This is a genomic window from Alicyclobacillus kakegawensis NBRC 103104, assembly GCF_001552655.1.
Classification (GTDB): domain Bacteria; phylum Bacillota; class Bacilli; order Alicyclobacillales; family Alicyclobacillaceae; genus Alicyclobacillus_G; species Alicyclobacillus_G kakegawensis.
Genome location: NZ_BCRP01000017.1, coordinates 1 through 14,983 on the forward strand (window position 1 = coordinate 1; position 14,983 = coordinate 14,983).

The following is a 14,983-nucleotide window of genomic DNA, read 5'->3' on the forward strand; positions in this document are numbered from 1 at the left end:
GCCATTTGCATATCCTCCCAATCTCGTACTCCCATATGGGGATTGGGAGTTTACACAAAATATTTTACACCCTCCCCCTTGGAGATTCCGACGGGTGTTGTCATGAACTCACGTTTACTAAATACCTTTTTGTAATCGTCATCCGTCATCTCATTTATCACCTGTGAAAAGCCTACATAGGGAATGCAGGACAAGATTGCCTCGCATCGACTCGTATTGACGCTTTTGAACCTATCACATTCCTTTGATAGTGAGTAAGGCTTCCTAAATGCTCTAAACGGGACTCATTTGTCGAGTCCGAGATCATTTCAACTCGAAGAGGTAATGCCAAGGCTAATTAATATGATAAACCAACCCTCGCTTAAAGCCCATCGCCCCAAAGATTGTTCCGAGAGACATGAGGAAGATCCCTGTGATAAACATGGGGCTACCCACATCCTGGGTGTTGAACAATTGTGGCGCATAAGCAGTAATCGTGATGATGAGTGTGGTCGACAACACAACCGATACAACCATGCAGAACAAGATGACGATTTCAGGTATGAATACAAACTTGAGTTCTGAGAACTGGAAGTCTGTCCTGGTGATCATAAGGGAAACTGCAACCGTACCAACGACCAACAGAAAAGCAACTAGAACGAAATATCCACCTAAGAAGACATAAGTGTGGGTCATCGCGTAGCCTATATGATGCCAATTCGCCAAAATTGCCGTAGCCAGTACGCTTATAAGCAAACAGGATAATGCCACTCCAAAGGGTATCAATACATTTTTTTGCTTGTGTCTGATCGCCCGTCTCAGAGAGATAATGAATACGGGTAATCCACCAACCAGGAAAGCCAGAAACGCGAGGCATCCAGCAATAAAATCCGCATCGAAAAGCACTCTAAACTCAGGATGAAACGTCGCCACTGCATTAAACTTATTTAGTGGATCAGTAAATCGTTGGAGCATACTCCATCCGACACCAAATAACATGAATGCACAAAAAATCATCACAACCCCAGAGCGAAGTCGATTCACCATATAGCTCACCCCTTCTGTAACGCCGTTATAATTCAAATGTGCGTCCAAAGCACCAATCAATAAATCAAGCACCGTAGCGGGTGTGATCTTATGCTCTTCGAGTAAAGCCAACATTTCTTCTTCGTACCGCTCTCGCCACGTACGAGGATAAATTCGGAGTAACCAATGCATCAGAATCCCTCCAACGATGCCAATCGCTTTTTCCCAACTGAAGCCACCTGCTCCAATGTTGCCACTTGCTTGCGAAGGACCATTACACCCTCGGCGGTGATGCGATATGGTCTCCGCCTATCCTCCGAGGGAAGAGCCTCTATCCAACCGTGCCTCTCCAACCGTGTGATGGCACCGTAAAGGGTTCCTGGTTCCAGTCGCGTACCGCTGAACTCCAAAATATCCTCCATCATCGCATACCCGTGTTTTGGCCCAGTCGCCAAGCTCGAAAGGATAAGAAAAGATGCGTCTGAGAACCGTCCTAAATCATTTTGCTTCATGAGCGTTCCCCCAATATATTACGATTAACTTACTAAGTTGATCTGAATAATACGTCGTCCAATCACCTCTGTCAAGATGGATCAATCCCTTGCCCCGCCTGGCTTTTCTCGACTTTTCCTGCTCTCTCCCACTTTCTGCCGTCAAATTCGATCCTTCTCTGGATCACGCCTTTTTTCACCCGATCTTATCCGCTATTTTCCAGAAATTGCGTTCTTGCGTAAAATCAATTTGTTCCCTGGTGTAGCAGGGCAAGAGCGGGGATTTGGGCACAGGGACAAGATTTTTTGTCATGTATTTTTTCGCATTTTTGTTCAGGCAAGGTCGAGAAATCCTTGATATATCGGACTTTTTCGCTCCTTTCTCCCTTCAAACCTACGCCCTGCCTTTCCCCGCCTTTCGCTCCCCCGCATCAAAAAAGAACGGGCGAATCCAGGCTTTCCACCCAGATTCACCCGTGTTGTAGGGAACAACCAATTCTACTCAGGGAACAACTTATTTGGCGCAGGGAAGGAGATTATTTTGCGAACACAACAACTACTGCACTCGGCCCGCTGCCCTATTCCACCGTCACGCTCTTCGCCAGGTTGCGCGGCTTGTCGACGTCGTTGCCGCGCGCCACCGCAGCGTAATAGGCCAAGAGCTGCAGCGGAATCACCGCCACAATAGGCGCCAACAGGGGGTGCAATCGCGGCAGGTGGAGGACCTCGTCCACCGACTTGGCCAAGTCCTCGTTGCCAGCCCAGGTCACCCCGAGCACAAACGCGCCGCGGGCCTTGACCTCCTTGATGTTGCTCAACGTCTTGTCATACAGCTGCTCCTGTGTAGCCATGGCGATGACCGGCACACCTTCGGTGATAAGGGCCAGCGTCCCGTGCTTCAGCTCGCCTGCCGCGTAGGCCTCGGCATGAATGTAGGAGATTTCCTTCAGCTTCAGCGCGCCCTCCAGCGACAGCGAGTAGTCGAGCCCGCGGCCGATGAAAAACGCGTGCTCGGCCTCGGCGTAACGCCGGGCAAACTGCTCCACCTGCGGCGCCGCGTCGAGCACCTGCTCAGCCGCTTGCGGGAGAGCGTCGAGCCCGGCCAGTGCGTCGCGGATAGTCTCCTCGCTCTGCGCCCCCCGCACCTGGGCGAAGTAGAGCGACAGCAGGAACAAAACCACCAACTGGGTGGTGTACGCTTTGGTCGAGGCCACCGCAATCTCCGGTCCCGCCCAGGTGATAAGCACATCGTCCGCCTCACGGGCCACCGAGCTGCCCACCACGTTGGTGATGGCCAGGACCCGGCGTCCACGGGCCTTCGCCTCGCGCAGCGCAGCCAGGGTGTCGGCCGTTTCGCCCGACTGGCTCATCACGATGATGAGCGTGCGTTCGGTGTCGAGCGGATCGCGGTACCGGTATTCGGAGGCAATCTCCACGTCCACCGGAATCCGCAGCAGCTGCTCCATCCACGCCTTGCCAACCAACCCGGCGTGCCATGAGGTGCCGCAGGCGACAATGTGTACCCTATCCATGTCGCGGATGAACTCCGGACTGAGCCGCAGCTCCTGCAAGTCCACATGCGCCCCATCGGGTGCAATCCGCCCCGCCAGCGTGTCGCGAATGGCCTTTGGCTGCTCGTGAATCTCCTTGAGCATAAAGTGCGGGAAGCCCCCGCGCTCCGCGGAGACGGCGTCCCAGGTCACATGCAGCGGCTGCTTGGCGACCGGCTGTCCGGACAGGGTGAAGCACGCCACGCTGTCGCGGCATACGACCGCCATCTCACCGTCGTCCAACACGTACACGTCGCGGGTGTACTCCAGGATGGCCGGAATGTCGGAGGCGATGAAGTTCTCCCCCTCCCCAAGGCCGACCACCAGCGGGCTGGCTTTGCGCAGCGCAACCAGGGTGTCAGGGTCTTCGCGGCTCAATACCACCAGGGCGTACGCGCCGCGGATGCGCCCGGCCACCTTGACCATCGTCTGGAACAAATCGCCGTCGTACAGCTCTTCAATCAGGTGCACGACCACTTCCGTGTCCGTTTCGGACTGGAACGTGTGGCCTTTTTGCAGAAGCTCCTCGCGCAGGCTCAGGTAGTTCTCGACAATGCCGTTGTGCACGACCGCGAACCTGCCGTGGCAGTCCTGGTGCGGGTGCGCGTTCTCATCGGACGGCCGCCCGTGCGTGGCCCAGCGCGTGTGGCCGATACCGATGTGACCAACGAGCGGATCCGTCGCCAGGATGTCCTCCAGATTGGCTAGCCGGCCGACCGATTTGGCCACCTGCAGCCGCCCATCGGCCAACACCGCGATGCCGGCCGAGTCGTACCCCCGGTACTCCAGCTTCTGCAGCCCGCCCATCACGACACCCTGCACGTCGCGTGGCCCGATGTAGCCCACGATTCCACACATATGAAATTTTATCCTCCTTCATGGGCCTGCTCGCTCTTGTCCGCAGCGGTCACCCGCTGGTTTTCGAGCTTCGCGTCACAGTGCGGCCCGCACACCGGGAGGCACCCGCCGAATGTTTCGCCAACCTCCACCGCGTCAACTGGATGGTGCCCTCTGCGGCCGGCCCACTGGTCTCTGGCAAGCCGCATCCGGTTGCTCCGCGTCCCCATCCAGTCCAGGCGCTTCTCGCCGGAGAGTGTCCCAGATTCACTCCCGCGCGTCTCTGGCAGACCCTTGTCTGCCGCAACGGCCGCTCCAGTGCGGCCCTGCAGCTGATTCTTTGGCTGGCCGATCCGTCCCACGCCCGACCAACCGTGGCATCCCCCCTCTCTCCGGTTTTGACAAGGCGCAAAACCACGTGACACAAGCGGATCGACACCTCAACGGGCGGCCGGCTTGTGGCGCGATTCCACGCAAGCTCACTATATGTGAAAGCAATGTATGCAGTCAATGGGATAGACGCCGTTTGCCACACACATGTCAGATCACCTGCCGCAATCCGCCGCCTGTCGACACAGTTCCCGCCTCCGCCGCCCGTGGATTCCACCCCGGGCGGCCGCTTTCGGGCCCCGCTTTGGCGCAGCGGATGGACACATCAGGCGCCCAGCTCGGCCCGGACCACGCGCACGATGCGGCCGACGCACTCCTGCAACAATTGCTCCTCCGGCCCCTCCGCCATCACGCGCACAATCGGCTCCGTGCCCGATTCACGCACCAGCACGCGACCGTCGCTGCCCAGCTGCCGCTCCGCCTCGGCGAGCGCCGCAAGGATGCGCTCATTGGCCGACCATGCCCGTTTGTCGCGCACGCGCACGTTCTCCAGAATCTGCGGGTAGCGCGTCATCACCTTGCGCAGTTCAGCGAGAGGCTGGCCGCTCCCCACCATGATGTCCACCAACTGCAGCGCGGTTAGGATGCCATCGCCTGTCGTGGTGTGGTTGAGGAAGACGATGTGGCCCGATTGCTCGCCGCCAAGCGTGTGCCCCCCGCGGCGCATCGCCTCCATCACGTACCTGTCGCCCACCTGCGTGCGCTCTACATGGATGCCGAGCCGCTCCATCGCCTTGAGGAACCCGAGGTTGCTCATCACCGTTGCCACCACCGTGTCGTGGCTGAGCTGTCCCTGCTCCTTGAGCGCCCGCGCGCAGATGGCCATCACGTAATCCCCGTCGACAACCGCGCCTGTGTGGTCCACGGCAATCAATCGGTCCGCGTCCCCGTCGAACGTCAATCCCACGTCGGCGCCCAGTTCCAGGACCGCTTTCTGCACCACATGCGGATGGGTCGATCCGCACCCGACATTGATATTCACGCCGTCCGGGCGATTGTTGAGCACGCTCACGCGCGCTCCCAGGCGCGTGAACACGTCCGGCGCAATCTCACAGGCGGCGCCGTGAGCACAATCGAGAACCACGTGCAGGCCGTCAAACCGGTGCTGGACCGTCCTGATTAAGAAGTCGATGTACGTCTCCTTCGCCGGTTCATCGTGAATGCGGCCAACCGCGGCGCCGACAGGCCGTGGCAACGCATCCATTCCGTCCCGAATCGTCCGCTCAATCTCATCTTCCACTTCGTCGGGCAGCTTGAAGCCAGCGTCGCTGAAAAACTTGATCCCGTTATCCTCAACCGGATTGTGCGAGGCCGAGATCATCACCCCAGCCTGCGCTCCCAGGTGGCGGGTCAAATAGGCGACCCCCGGCGTCGTGATGACCCCCAGCCGCAAGACGTCCGCTCCGATTGAGAGAATGCCGCTGATGAGCGCAGCCTCCAACATGTCGCCCGAGATGCGGGTGTCTTTCCCGACCGCAATGCGCACCCCGCGGCGGCCGCCCGTCAACACGTGCGCCCCCGCCCGGCCCAGCTGGAACGCCAGCTCCGGTGTCAATTCGCGGTTGGCCACGCCACGCACCCCGTCTGTGCCAAACAAGCGGGACAATCCCACCGCTCCTTTCCACTGCCAAAAAAGCCTCTCACAGATTCGCCATGAAAAACCCAGCCGTTGCAAACAGAAAAACGGCTGCCTGGACTCGCTGCCGGCAGCCGCAGCAACCCAAACCATTTTGCCACACGGACATCCGCCTGGGCAACCGTCTACGACGGGCCGACCTCCACCTTCGCTTGGGACTTCGAGATCTGGACCACGCGCATTCCATCGGGTACATCCACCTGGATATCGGCGCTCTCGCTGCCAGCCTTGAGCCCCTTGGCGTCCACATACGCCGCGATGTCGGCGGACGACAAATCGGCCAGGTTTGATTTCGGGCCGCTCACCTGCACCCTCACGCTGTCCGGTGACACCACCCTCACACTCACACCCGCCGGGACGTTGCGCACGCCAACCGGAACCGTGAATGAGCGGACCGCGCTCGGCTCCACCTGGACATGGACCTGAATAACCGACGGAGTCGCCCGCTTCACGCCAGCAGGCAGCGGAACCTTGACCGAGACGGTGCGGCTGTGGTTGAGCCCAGACACATTCACCGGCACCGTGAGACGCGTGGGCAGGTGGGTCCCGTACAGGGTGACCGACGGCACGGCCGGCGTGAGGCTCACCACATCGTAGCCGGCGGCGGGAGATCCGCTCGCGCTGACGGACACGGGCACGTTTTTGTGCGGAGCTAAAATGGGTACAGTCACGTGCGCGGTGGACGGCTCCACGATGACCCCCTCAACCGGATTTCCCCGCCCATCGACGGCGGCCAGAGTCACCTCCTGGGAGACAGCGTCGGTGGCCCCCTGGACAGAGACAAAGGCGGCGACCGACGCCACCTTGTCCAGCGCCTGCTGGGCGCCGACCACCTTGACGGTGGCGACGTCGCACTCGGGGGCGCCGACGGTGTAACCGGCGGCGGGCTGGCCACGGACGATGACGCGGACGGATTGTTCCGTGGTCTTTCGGTCAGCAATGACGACGGTCACGCTGCTGGGGCTGATGCTGTACTGCACCAGCGGCATGTGCTGGACGGTCAACGGCACCTGATGCTGCCCAGGCCTGAGGCCGCGGACATTGGCGACCAGTTGCACGCCGAGCATCTGCTCGGCCAGCGACTCGACGCTGAGGGTGCTGTCGTGCACAGCCACGATGGCGGTGGACGGCTGCACCTCGGTGACGACTGTATCGTCCGAGGCCTCCACGTGTACCGCCATGGGGAACTTGGAGACGCTGACGTTGTCGGTGGCAGCCCCGGAGTCGGGACTTGGCTGCACCGCGAACCAGAGGATGCAGCTGAGCACGAGGGCGATGACGCGCAGAACGTTGTTGTTGGACCAAAACCGGTTCACTACGACTCCGCCTTTCGGCTGAGGAACTTGAAGGTGTTTGGGCGTTTGGGCGTGAGCAGCGAGTCGAGCAGCTCGCGCAGGGCGGTTTCGCCAAGGTCCTGAGTGAGCACCCCATCCACCGCCAGGGATACGCGCCCTGTCTCCTCGGACACCACCACGGCCACCGCGTCCGACTGTTCCGTGACGCCGAGTGCGGCACGGTGGCGGGTTCCCAACTGCCTGTCCAACTCGCGGCTCTCGGTGAGCGGCAAAAAGCAGCCAGCGGCGACCATCTTGTCACCGCGCACCACCACCGCCCCATCGTGCAATGGCGTGTTGGGAATAAAGGTGTTCAGCAGCAACTCCGTGCTGACTTTCCCTTCGACGAGGGTCCCCGTCTCGATATATTCACTCAAGCCCGTATTGCGTTCAATGACAATCAGGGCGCCGGTTTTTGTCTTGGAGAGCACCTGGCTGGCCTTCACAATCTCCGAGGCGGCTCGTTTGACATCCTCGTTGTCGGTGGTCGTGAAAGAAAACCAGAAGAATCCGCCGCGGCCAAGCTGTTCCAGAGCCCGCCGCAACTCTGGCTGAAACACCACCGGAATGGCGAACAACCCGAGGGTGATGATTTTATTCAACAACCAATTCAACGCCTGAAGGTGGAGAAAGTTGCTGACCGCAGTGGCCAGCAGGATGACAACAACCCCCTTGAGCAATTGCACTGCCCGGGTGCCGCGAATGAGGATAAGCAGACGATAGATTACATACGCGACAATCACAATGTCGAGCGCGTCGAGTATGCCAAAGTGTCGCAGGATGTCCAACCATGCCGCCATTCTCGCCACCAACTCGCCGGAAAAGTGGAGCCATTCCCTTCCTAACCATTGTTTCCTACTCGTTTGTCCACGTCAAGTCACGTCTGGCATTTGGCGGCAAATGCATTTCAGCGGGTCTTGCTGCGGCGAGTGGTGCGGCGGGTCTGTGCGAGCGAACGCCGGTAAGCCGCGAGGAACACGCTTGAGATAGCCGCGTGCCCCTTGTCGTTCGGGTGAATCGGGTTGTTGCGAATGCGAAAATCCCGCAGCTGCCCGCGCCGGTAGCAATCCACGAACTCGTGCTCGTTGCCATAGTAACGGCCGCGCACATCCGCCAGGATGAGGCGTTCACGCGTAGCGACGTGACCAATCACCTGGTTCAAGGTGTCGATGCACTCCTTGGCCACCAGCGAGTTGGGAAACGGATTGTACATCGTTCCAATCAGGATGGTGGAATCGGGCGAGCGAACGGTCTGCACAATCTCGGTCAAATTATCCTGCACCTGTCCAGCCACGCGCAACAGGCGCCCATGGTTGCCGTCCAGCAGCCAGGGCATGGCTTTGAGAAAGTCGTTGCCACCAATCAGAATGGTGACCAGCCGCGCCTCCCCCCAGATGCACTCCGGCACATCCTTCAAGGACTTGAGCAGCTGACGGGAGGTCCAACCGGGTTTGGCCCGGACAAACATGTTCACTCGCTCCTGCTTGGACAACGCGGCCTGAATGCGGTTGACGTAGCGCGCCTTTTCCGAACTGGCGCAGTATCCGTACGTGATGGAGTCTCCTAGGGCTGCATACAGCATCGGCTGTCCTCCCGGTATGTCATACTTCAACTGTATTTCGACCGGTTGTGCGACGTGACGGCGGCCAAGGCCGCTTGCGGAGCTTGATTGCGATCCTGTCGCGTCACCGGCGGTTCCAGCGTTAGTATGCCCATCCGCACGCGTTCGGACACCCAGGGCTACAAGTGCACCGTGGCGATGAGACGAGGCGTCACGGCCACCTCGATGCAGGCGGCGACAAGCAGCAGCCCCAAGATCCACGGCAATTGATGAATCACCCGCGCCCATTCGCGGCGCAGGGACAACGAATGCGATCTTGTCTGCGGTGAGACCGAGAGTCGCCGTGTCACGCTGTGCACGGCGGTAAAGCCGAGCTGAAACCCAAGCACGCCGGCCCAGACGATGGCGGTCAATTCGAACACCCCGTGCGGCAACACCGCGAACAACAGCACCTTCCACCACGGCACGTGCGCCTGAGCCACCGCCAGCGACGTCGCGTAGCCGAGCAGCACCCCGTTCAGCCACAGCATCAAGGCCGGGAACACACCCAGGAACACGCCCAGGATGATAAGCTCCAGGGCGGCCAGCGCATTGTTGAAGAAGATGGTCCAGATGGCCCCAGCCAGCGATGTCGAGGAGATCCCTTCGGCCGTCCGTTTCAATTTGTCTATCGCCGGACCCAAGGCCTCCTGAAAGTGGTGCGGCCAAACCATGCCGCTGATATACCCCACGACCAGCAACAACAGTGCCAATGCGATGAACCACGGGAACGAATTGTGGCGCCAAGACGCCTCGGATTTCAACATGTATGGACCTCACTTTCGACGCATACACTGGGCACAGACCAGAACCTGTCCACAGGAGGGAAAACAGCGTGCGCGACGCCAAACGATTTCTGGCCATCAGCAGTATTATCGCCCTGTTCATGGCCGTTTTGTTCGCGGCCTCGGGAGAATTCAAGGCATTTGCGGCGGAAAAGCCGAGCGCCATTTACAAAGTTGACACCAACCAGAAGGTGGTGGCGCTGACCTTCGACATTTCGTGGGGAGAGAAAGTCCCCGAACCCGTCCTGGACCTGCTGCAACGGGAGAAGGTGGACAAAGCGACCTTCTTTCTGAGCGGCCCGTGGACCCAACGGCACCCAAAGATAGCCAAACGGATCCACGACATGGGTTATGAGATTGGCAACCACGGCCACCTCCACAAGGACTTTTCCAACTACCCGGACGGCTGGATTCGCCAGCAGGTGACACTCTCGGAAAAGGCGATTTACCAAGTCACCGGAGTCAAGACGCGGCTCATCCGCACCCCGAACGGGGATTTCAACCCGCGCGTCATCAAGTGCCTCAACAGCATGGGCTACACCGTCATCCAGTGGAACACCGATTCGTTGGACTGGAAGAACCCGGGTGCACAGGCCATTACCCAGCGAGTGTTGACGCGGGTGGTACCGGGCGACATCATCCTGATGCACGCCAGCGATTCGTCCAAACAGATAGTGCAGGCGCTGCCTCAGATTATATCGGGGTTGCGAGCCAAAGGCTACCAGTTCGTCACGGTATCGGAGCTGCTGGCCCAGGCCAAGGTGCAGTCGAAAGTTGAATGATGCCCCTTGGTGCGAAGAAGGGGGGCTATGCGGCGGGATGCGGGCTCAGCTGGGCGTGGAAGGCCCCGCACCCGCCGCATCCACTCCAGCGCGGTCGCCCCGGCTCCGCTCCTGGGACTGGCCCAGAGTGGGTTCACGTTGAGGAACCGGCGTCAGGAGCCGGCCGAAGATCAAAATCATGTACACGTTGCAGGCCATCATCACCATCCCGGTTTGATTCACAATCGCGGCATCAGCCTGGGACTTGATGACCAGCAACCAATCGACAATCGTGAAGACGTATAGGTAGAAAACGGTCGGCAGGAAACTGCCCGGACCGGACAACCGTCGTTTCGCCCAGCCGCCGGCGAGGCTCACCGCGAGCGGCCACAGCGCCTGCGCGAGGTAGGTCCCGTAAGGAGCGGCCAAGTGTGGATGGGCGAGCACTTCCAGCCGATACCGGTACCACACCATGTCAAACACCACCAAGAGCAGGATGAGACCCTGCGCCCATCGCCACACGCGCCAAGGCAGGCTGATGCGGGCGACGAAGTTGAGTGTCAGAAACGCCCAGAATCCCATAAGGCTGGTCGTCGCCAAGAAAGCGCCTTCGGTCAGCCCGCGGTACCAAGCCACATCCACCATCCCGGCGACCGCGCTGACCAAGCCGAATACAGCTCCCACCAGCACAGTGCTGGCCACCAAAAAGGTGAGTTGATTGAGTCTCATGCGTCCGTCCCTCCGTTTGCCCCCATGATACCGCAAGCCCCAGGCATTCAACAATCAATTCCAATGATTCAATCGCCTCTGGCAAAAGAATAAGCGCCACCTTGCGTCGGCATACTAGCGGCGAGAAGCGGTGCGACGCCCGCGAGGCGAGGGGGTGTGTGGCCTATGAAACGGAAAGCGATGGTCGGAACACTCGCCCTGCTGGCCGCCATCGGGGCCGGGTGCGGATCGAACACGGGCGCCCAGGCGGAGGTGTCGGGAGGCGGCGGAGGCGGTCAAGATTATGGGACGACCAAACAGATGGTGGTGGACATCCTGCACTCCAATGAAGGCCGTGAAGCCATCACTCAGGCCCTGCAGAACCCACAGACCAGACAACAGCTGGCGGTGTCCGACGCCGATATCCGACAGGCCCTGGAAAAGCAACTGGCGTCCAAACAGAATCAGTCGTTTTTGGCCCAACAGGCCAAGGACCCGAAATTTGCTGCGGCGCTCGCCCAGGCCGCTAAGCCGGAATTGGTGTCCATCAACAAGCAGCTGATGAAAGATCCGGAGTATCAAAAAGACATGCTGGTGCTGCTCAAGTCGCCCGAGTTCACCAGCCATCTGCAAAGCCTGCTGCAGACCCCGCAGTTTCGCGGGCAGATCATGAAAATCATGTCGGATGCACTGCAGACGCCGAGCTTCCGCATGCAGTTTGAGCAATCCCTGAAATCGGCCGTGGCCGACCAGATACAGCAGGCTGGAAAACAGCAGGGCGGTCAATCAGGCGGCCAAGCTGGAGGCCAGGGAAGCCAAGGAGGAGGACAAGCAGGACAAGGCGGTAGCATGGGAGGCGCGACCTAATCGCCCCTAGGCAGCGCGTCCTTACAGAGAGAAGACCCCGCTCTCTGAGCGGGGCCTTGTGCTGCGATGCGGCACAGCTGTTGCCGTGTGTTCGGTTCAGCGCGCGATGGCATTGCGCCCGCGCAGGGACAGGCGGGCCAGGATTTTTTGGGCGCACTCCATATACGCGCGCCCCTGTGGGCTATCGGGCGCAAACAACGACGACTCGCCCGGCTCCAGCGCCGCGATGGGGACCTGGGCAAGCACTTGGCTGCGCACCTCGCTGGCCACCTGCTCACCACCGCCGCGGCCAAACAGGTAGGTCCGCTCACCGCAGCCAGGGCATTCGTACCAAGCCATGTTCTCGACGATCCCGATGACCTCATGCTGCGTCCGCACGGCCATCAGACCGGCCCGCACGGCGACCGCTGCCGCGTCCGCCTGCGGCGTTGTGACCAGAATTTCCTTGCTTTTTGGCAGCAATTGATGCACGTCTAGGGCCACATCGCCGGTGCCGGGCGGCAGGTCCAGCAGCATGACCTCTATCTCGCCCCAGTGCACCTCGGCGAAGAAGTTACGCAGCATCTTCCCTAGCATCGGTCCGCGCCAGACGACCGGATTGTTGGCCGGGACGAAAAAGTCCATGGACATGATTTTTACCCCGTCCACCTCTATCGGGATGATCAGGTCGTCGATGACGGTCGGGCGCTGCCCCTGGACGCCGAAGATGCGCGGGAGACTGAAACCGTAGATATCCGCGTCGATGACCCCGACTTTCAGCCCCGCCGCCGCCAGGGCCCTGGCCACGTTGGCTGTGACAGTGGATTTTCCGACGCCCCCCTTGCCGGAGGCCACGGCGATGAACTCCACCCCGGCATCCGGTTTCAGCAAGGCCGGCATCTTCTGTTCGCCCGCCTGGGGACCGCGCAGCTTGGCGGCGAAGGCCGCCCGTTCCTCATCGGTCATGGTGCCGAGCTTCACCTCGACACTCTCGATGCCCTCGAGCGCCAACAGCTTCTCCCGCACAGCCTGCTCGATGGTGGTTTGCAGTGGGCATCCGCCGATGGTCAAGGCAATCTCCACACTGACATGCGATCCCTGAATGTCAATACGGCGCACCATCTCCAATTCGACGATGCTTTTATGGATTTCCGGGTCCTCGACGTCCCGGAGCGCGTCGCGTATGCTCTGTGCATCGACCATTGGTCTACCCCCTTTATGGCAAAGGGATGTGTTCCCCTCTCCCTAGTGTACACCAGGGAGAGGGAAGGCGTCGAATTCATGCCGGATGTGCCCGTCGGCGCCCTGCCAGTAGAGCACTATTTGGAGCGGTGGGGGTTTGGGAGCGACGAACCAGGCGCAGGCCCCGGGTGGCAGCGTGTAGGGCGGTTGGGCGAGAGGATCTGTCAACTGGGGCGGGGCGGCCTGCCCACGCGCGGTGATGGCGAGAATGGGCAAGGAATCGCCAGCCAGGCTTTGCAAGCGAATGTGGCGGAGCGTTTGCTGAGACTCGTTTTGCAGGCGATAGACCGGACGGCCGCGCCAGTTCGCGTCCGTCACGTAGAGCCGGCCAACGGTCGACTGGGGCTTGCCCTGCACCGCTTCTACCGGCTGGCGGCGCCAACTGGCGAGGATCGACAGACACAGCCAGACGGCGAGCGCCAACAGGCAGGCAGCCCCCAGCATGCGCCCACGCGTCAACCCGTATCCCTCCCAGGCCTCAATCGTCAGGCGTTTCCGGCGGACTGCCTTCCCCACCCAAGTAACGGACGACAGACAGGTACAGCGCCAACGCCACCCGCTCCTGGTAAGCCGGTGTCTGCAGTTGGCTCGCTTCGTATGGATGGGAAAGGAAGCCTACCTCGGCCAGCGCCGTAGCTCCGGGTACCCGGCGGAGGATGTACAGGGTATCGTTGGCCTTCGGATCGCGCTTGGTGGGCAGGAGTGCCTCTCGGAACGTGTCCTGCATCACCGCAGCCAGACGCTCCCCATCCTCGTTGCCGCGGTGATACAGGGTGGTGGCCCCCGACCACTTGGACGACGGGACAGCGTCGCAGTGGATGACTAGGCACACATCCGGGTGATGACGACGGATGAACCGGACCCGTTCGCGTAGGTCTCCTTGATGCCTGCGCCGGGCCGCCCTGTCTTCGTCTGTGGCCAAGTCGGTGTCCTCCGTGCGGGTGAGGTAGACGCGGGCGCCGGCTTGCTCCAACCATGCCGCTGTGCGTTTGGCGATGGCCAGAGTAATGGTCTTTTCCCATACGCCATTGGCCGCTCGGGCACCGCCATCCGGACCTCCGTGACCTGCGTCGAGCACGATGACGCGCCCGACCAGGTTGGGTTCGGGATCAGACGCCGCCGCAACTGGATGGGAGAATGCGGCCAACAGCGTGAAGCTGCAAGCGGCGGCCGCGCAACTCAGCCGCCAGCGGCGAGTGGCTCTCATCTTCACGCCGACCTCCCCCTGCGGGCGCCTCGCGCCCGGACTCAGTACTCGTCCCGTACAGTGTATGCAACCTGGCCCAAGCCCAATTCATGAAAAAAGGCACCCGCTCACGGGGTGCCCTGCGCCCTGCCTGCCGGAGTGACGGCCAAGCAGGGGGGTGAATATCCAGTGTGAAAGCTGGCCTAGCGCTTCGAGAACTGAGGCGCGCGCCGGGCCGCCTTCAGGCCGTATTTCTTCCGTTCCTTCATGCGCGCATCGCGGGTCAGCAGCCCGGCCTTCTTCAGTGTCGGCCGCAGATCCGGATTCACCTGCAACAAGGCGCGGGCAATGCCGTGGCGGACCGCGCCCGCCTGACCCGAAATGCCGCCGCCGTAGACGTTCACGTAGACATCGTAGCGGCCGAGTGTATCGGTCAACAACAGCGGCTGCTTCACGATCAGCCGCAGCGTCTCCAACGGGAAGTATTCGTTCATGTCACGGTGATTGACCACAAACTTACCATCACCCGGAAGAAGACGCACGCGCGCCACCGAGTGCTTGCGCCGGCCCGTGCCGAGATACTGGACTTGTGCCATAAATCAGAGTCCTCCT

The 14,983-nt window shown here is 60.6% G+C and carries 16 protein-coding genes; 2 read left to right on the forward strand and 14 right to left on the reverse strand.

What is annotated here, in order from left to right; all coding sequences use genetic code 11:
- Positions 1 to 333: 333 nt before the first annotated feature.
- The 9 genes from AK2_RS12235 to AK2_RS12275 form a co-directional block, all read right to left on the reverse strand.
- Positions 334 to 1,197 carry a hypothetical protein gene (locus AK2_RS12235; RefSeq protein WP_067934811.1) on the reverse strand — a complete coding sequence of 288 codons (864 nt, stop codon included), beginning with the start codon at positions 1,195 to 1,197 and terminating at the stop codon, positions 334 to 336.
- Positions 1,197 to 1,517: a PadR family transcriptional regulator gene (locus AK2_RS12240; RefSeq protein ID WP_067934814.1), complete on the reverse strand. Its 321-nt coding sequence runs from the start codon at positions 1,515 to 1,517 to the stop codon at positions 1,197 to 1,199. Before AK2_RS12240 ends, AK2_RS12235 begins: the two co-directional genes overlap by 1 nt.
- Positions 1,518 to 2,074: 557 nt before the next feature.
- Positions 2,075 to 3,904 (reverse strand): glutamine--fructose-6-phosphate transaminase (isomerizing), encoded by a 1,830-nt coding sequence (gene glmS, locus AK2_RS12245; RefSeq protein ID WP_067934815.1) that lies wholly within the window; start codon positions 3,902 to 3,904, stop codon positions 2,075 to 2,077.
- 8 nt (positions 3,905 to 3,912) lie between these two features.
- Complete coding sequence (locus AK2_RS12250) at positions 3,913 to 4,245, reverse strand: hypothetical protein (protein ID WP_067934816.1); 333 nt, start codon at positions 4,243 to 4,245, stop codon at positions 3,913 to 3,915.
- Positions 4,246 to 4,538: 293 nt separating this feature from the next.
- Positions 4,539 to 5,879, reverse strand: coding sequence for a phosphoglucosamine mutase (glmM, locus tag AK2_RS12255; protein ID WP_067934817.1), 1,341 nt, complete (start codon positions 5,877 to 5,879; stop codon positions 4,539 to 4,541).
- Positions 5,880 to 6,034: 155 nt separating this feature from the next.
- The gene (locus AK2_RS12260; RefSeq protein WP_067934818.1) at positions 6,035 to 7,225 is read right to left on the reverse strand and encodes a CdaR family protein; all 1,191 of its coding nucleotides are present in this window, start codon (positions 7,223 to 7,225) and stop codon (positions 6,035 to 6,037) included.
- The gene (gene cdaA, locus AK2_RS12265; RefSeq protein ID WP_067934820.1) at positions 7,225 to 8,043 is read right to left on the reverse strand and encodes a diadenylate cyclase CdaA; all 819 of its coding nucleotides are present in this window, start codon (positions 8,041 to 8,043) and stop codon (positions 7,225 to 7,227) included. Before cdaA ends, AK2_RS12260 begins: the two co-directional genes overlap by 1 nt.
- A 107-nt stretch (positions 8,044 to 8,150) precedes the next feature.
- Positions 8,151 to 8,825, reverse strand: a complete 675-nt coding sequence (locus tag AK2_RS12270) for an SGNH/GDSL hydrolase family protein (protein ID WP_067934823.1) — start codon at positions 8,823 to 8,825, stop codon at positions 8,151 to 8,153.
- Positions 8,826 to 8,983: 158 nt separating this feature from the next.
- The gene (locus AK2_RS12275) at positions 8,984 to 9,610 is read right to left on the reverse strand and encodes a stage II sporulation protein M (RefSeq protein WP_067934825.1); all 627 of its coding nucleotides are present in this window, start codon (positions 9,608 to 9,610) and stop codon (positions 8,984 to 8,986) included.
- A 119-nt stretch (positions 9,611 to 9,729) separates the two neighbouring features.
- Between AK2_RS12275 and pdaB the strand changes: the two genes are divergently transcribed.
- Complete coding sequence (pdaB, locus tag AK2_RS12280; RefSeq protein ID WP_083521168.1) at positions 9,730 to 10,410, forward strand: polysaccharide deacetylase family sporulation protein PdaB; 681 nt, start codon at positions 9,730 to 9,732, stop codon at positions 10,408 to 10,410.
- A gap of 45 nt (positions 10,411 to 10,455) precedes the next feature.
- Here the strand turns inward: pdaB and AK2_RS12285 are convergent, their stop codons facing one another.
- Positions 10,456 to 11,118: a KinB-signaling pathway activation protein gene (locus AK2_RS12285; RefSeq protein WP_067934828.1), complete on the reverse strand. Its 663-nt coding sequence runs from the start codon at positions 11,116 to 11,118 to the stop codon at positions 10,456 to 10,458.
- Positions 11,119 to 11,283: 165 nt separating this feature from the next.
- Here AK2_RS12285 and gerD point away from each other — a divergent pair, with 165 nt between their 5' ends.
- Positions 11,284 to 11,964 carry a spore germination lipoprotein GerD gene (gerD, locus tag AK2_RS12290; protein WP_067934831.1) on the forward strand — a complete coding sequence of 227 codons (681 nt, stop codon included), beginning with the start codon at positions 11,284 to 11,286 and terminating at the stop codon, positions 11,962 to 11,964.
- 96 nt (positions 11,965 to 12,060) lie between these two features.
- Here the strand turns inward: gerD and salA are convergent, their stop codons facing one another.
- The 4 genes from salA to rpsI all read right to left on the reverse strand — a co-directional run bounded on the left by salA (position 12,061) and on the right by rpsI (position 14,967).
- A complete protein-coding gene (gene salA / locus AK2_RS12295) occupies positions 12,061 to 13,146 on the reverse strand; it encodes an iron-sulfur carrier protein/transcriptional regulator SalA (protein WP_067934834.1) in 1,086 nt (361 codons plus the stop codon).
- A gap of 42 nt (positions 13,147 to 13,188) precedes the next feature.
- Positions 13,189 to 13,644 (reverse strand): hypothetical protein, encoded by a 456-nt coding sequence (locus AK2_RS12300; RefSeq protein WP_067934836.1) that lies wholly within the window; start codon positions 13,642 to 13,644, stop codon positions 13,189 to 13,191.
- Between the two features lie 19 nt (positions 13,645 to 13,663).
- Positions 13,664 to 14,392, reverse strand: coding sequence for an N-acetylmuramoyl-L-alanine amidase (locus AK2_RS12305; RefSeq protein ID WP_245632901.1), 729 nt, complete (start codon positions 14,390 to 14,392; stop codon positions 13,664 to 13,666).
- Positions 14,393 to 14,574: 182 nt separating this feature from the next.
- Positions 14,575 to 14,967, reverse strand: a complete 393-nt coding sequence (gene rpsI / locus AK2_RS12310) for a 30S ribosomal protein S9 (protein ID WP_067934841.1) — start codon at positions 14,965 to 14,967, stop codon at positions 14,575 to 14,577.
- Between the last annotated feature and the right edge of the window lie 16 nt (positions 14,968 to 14,983).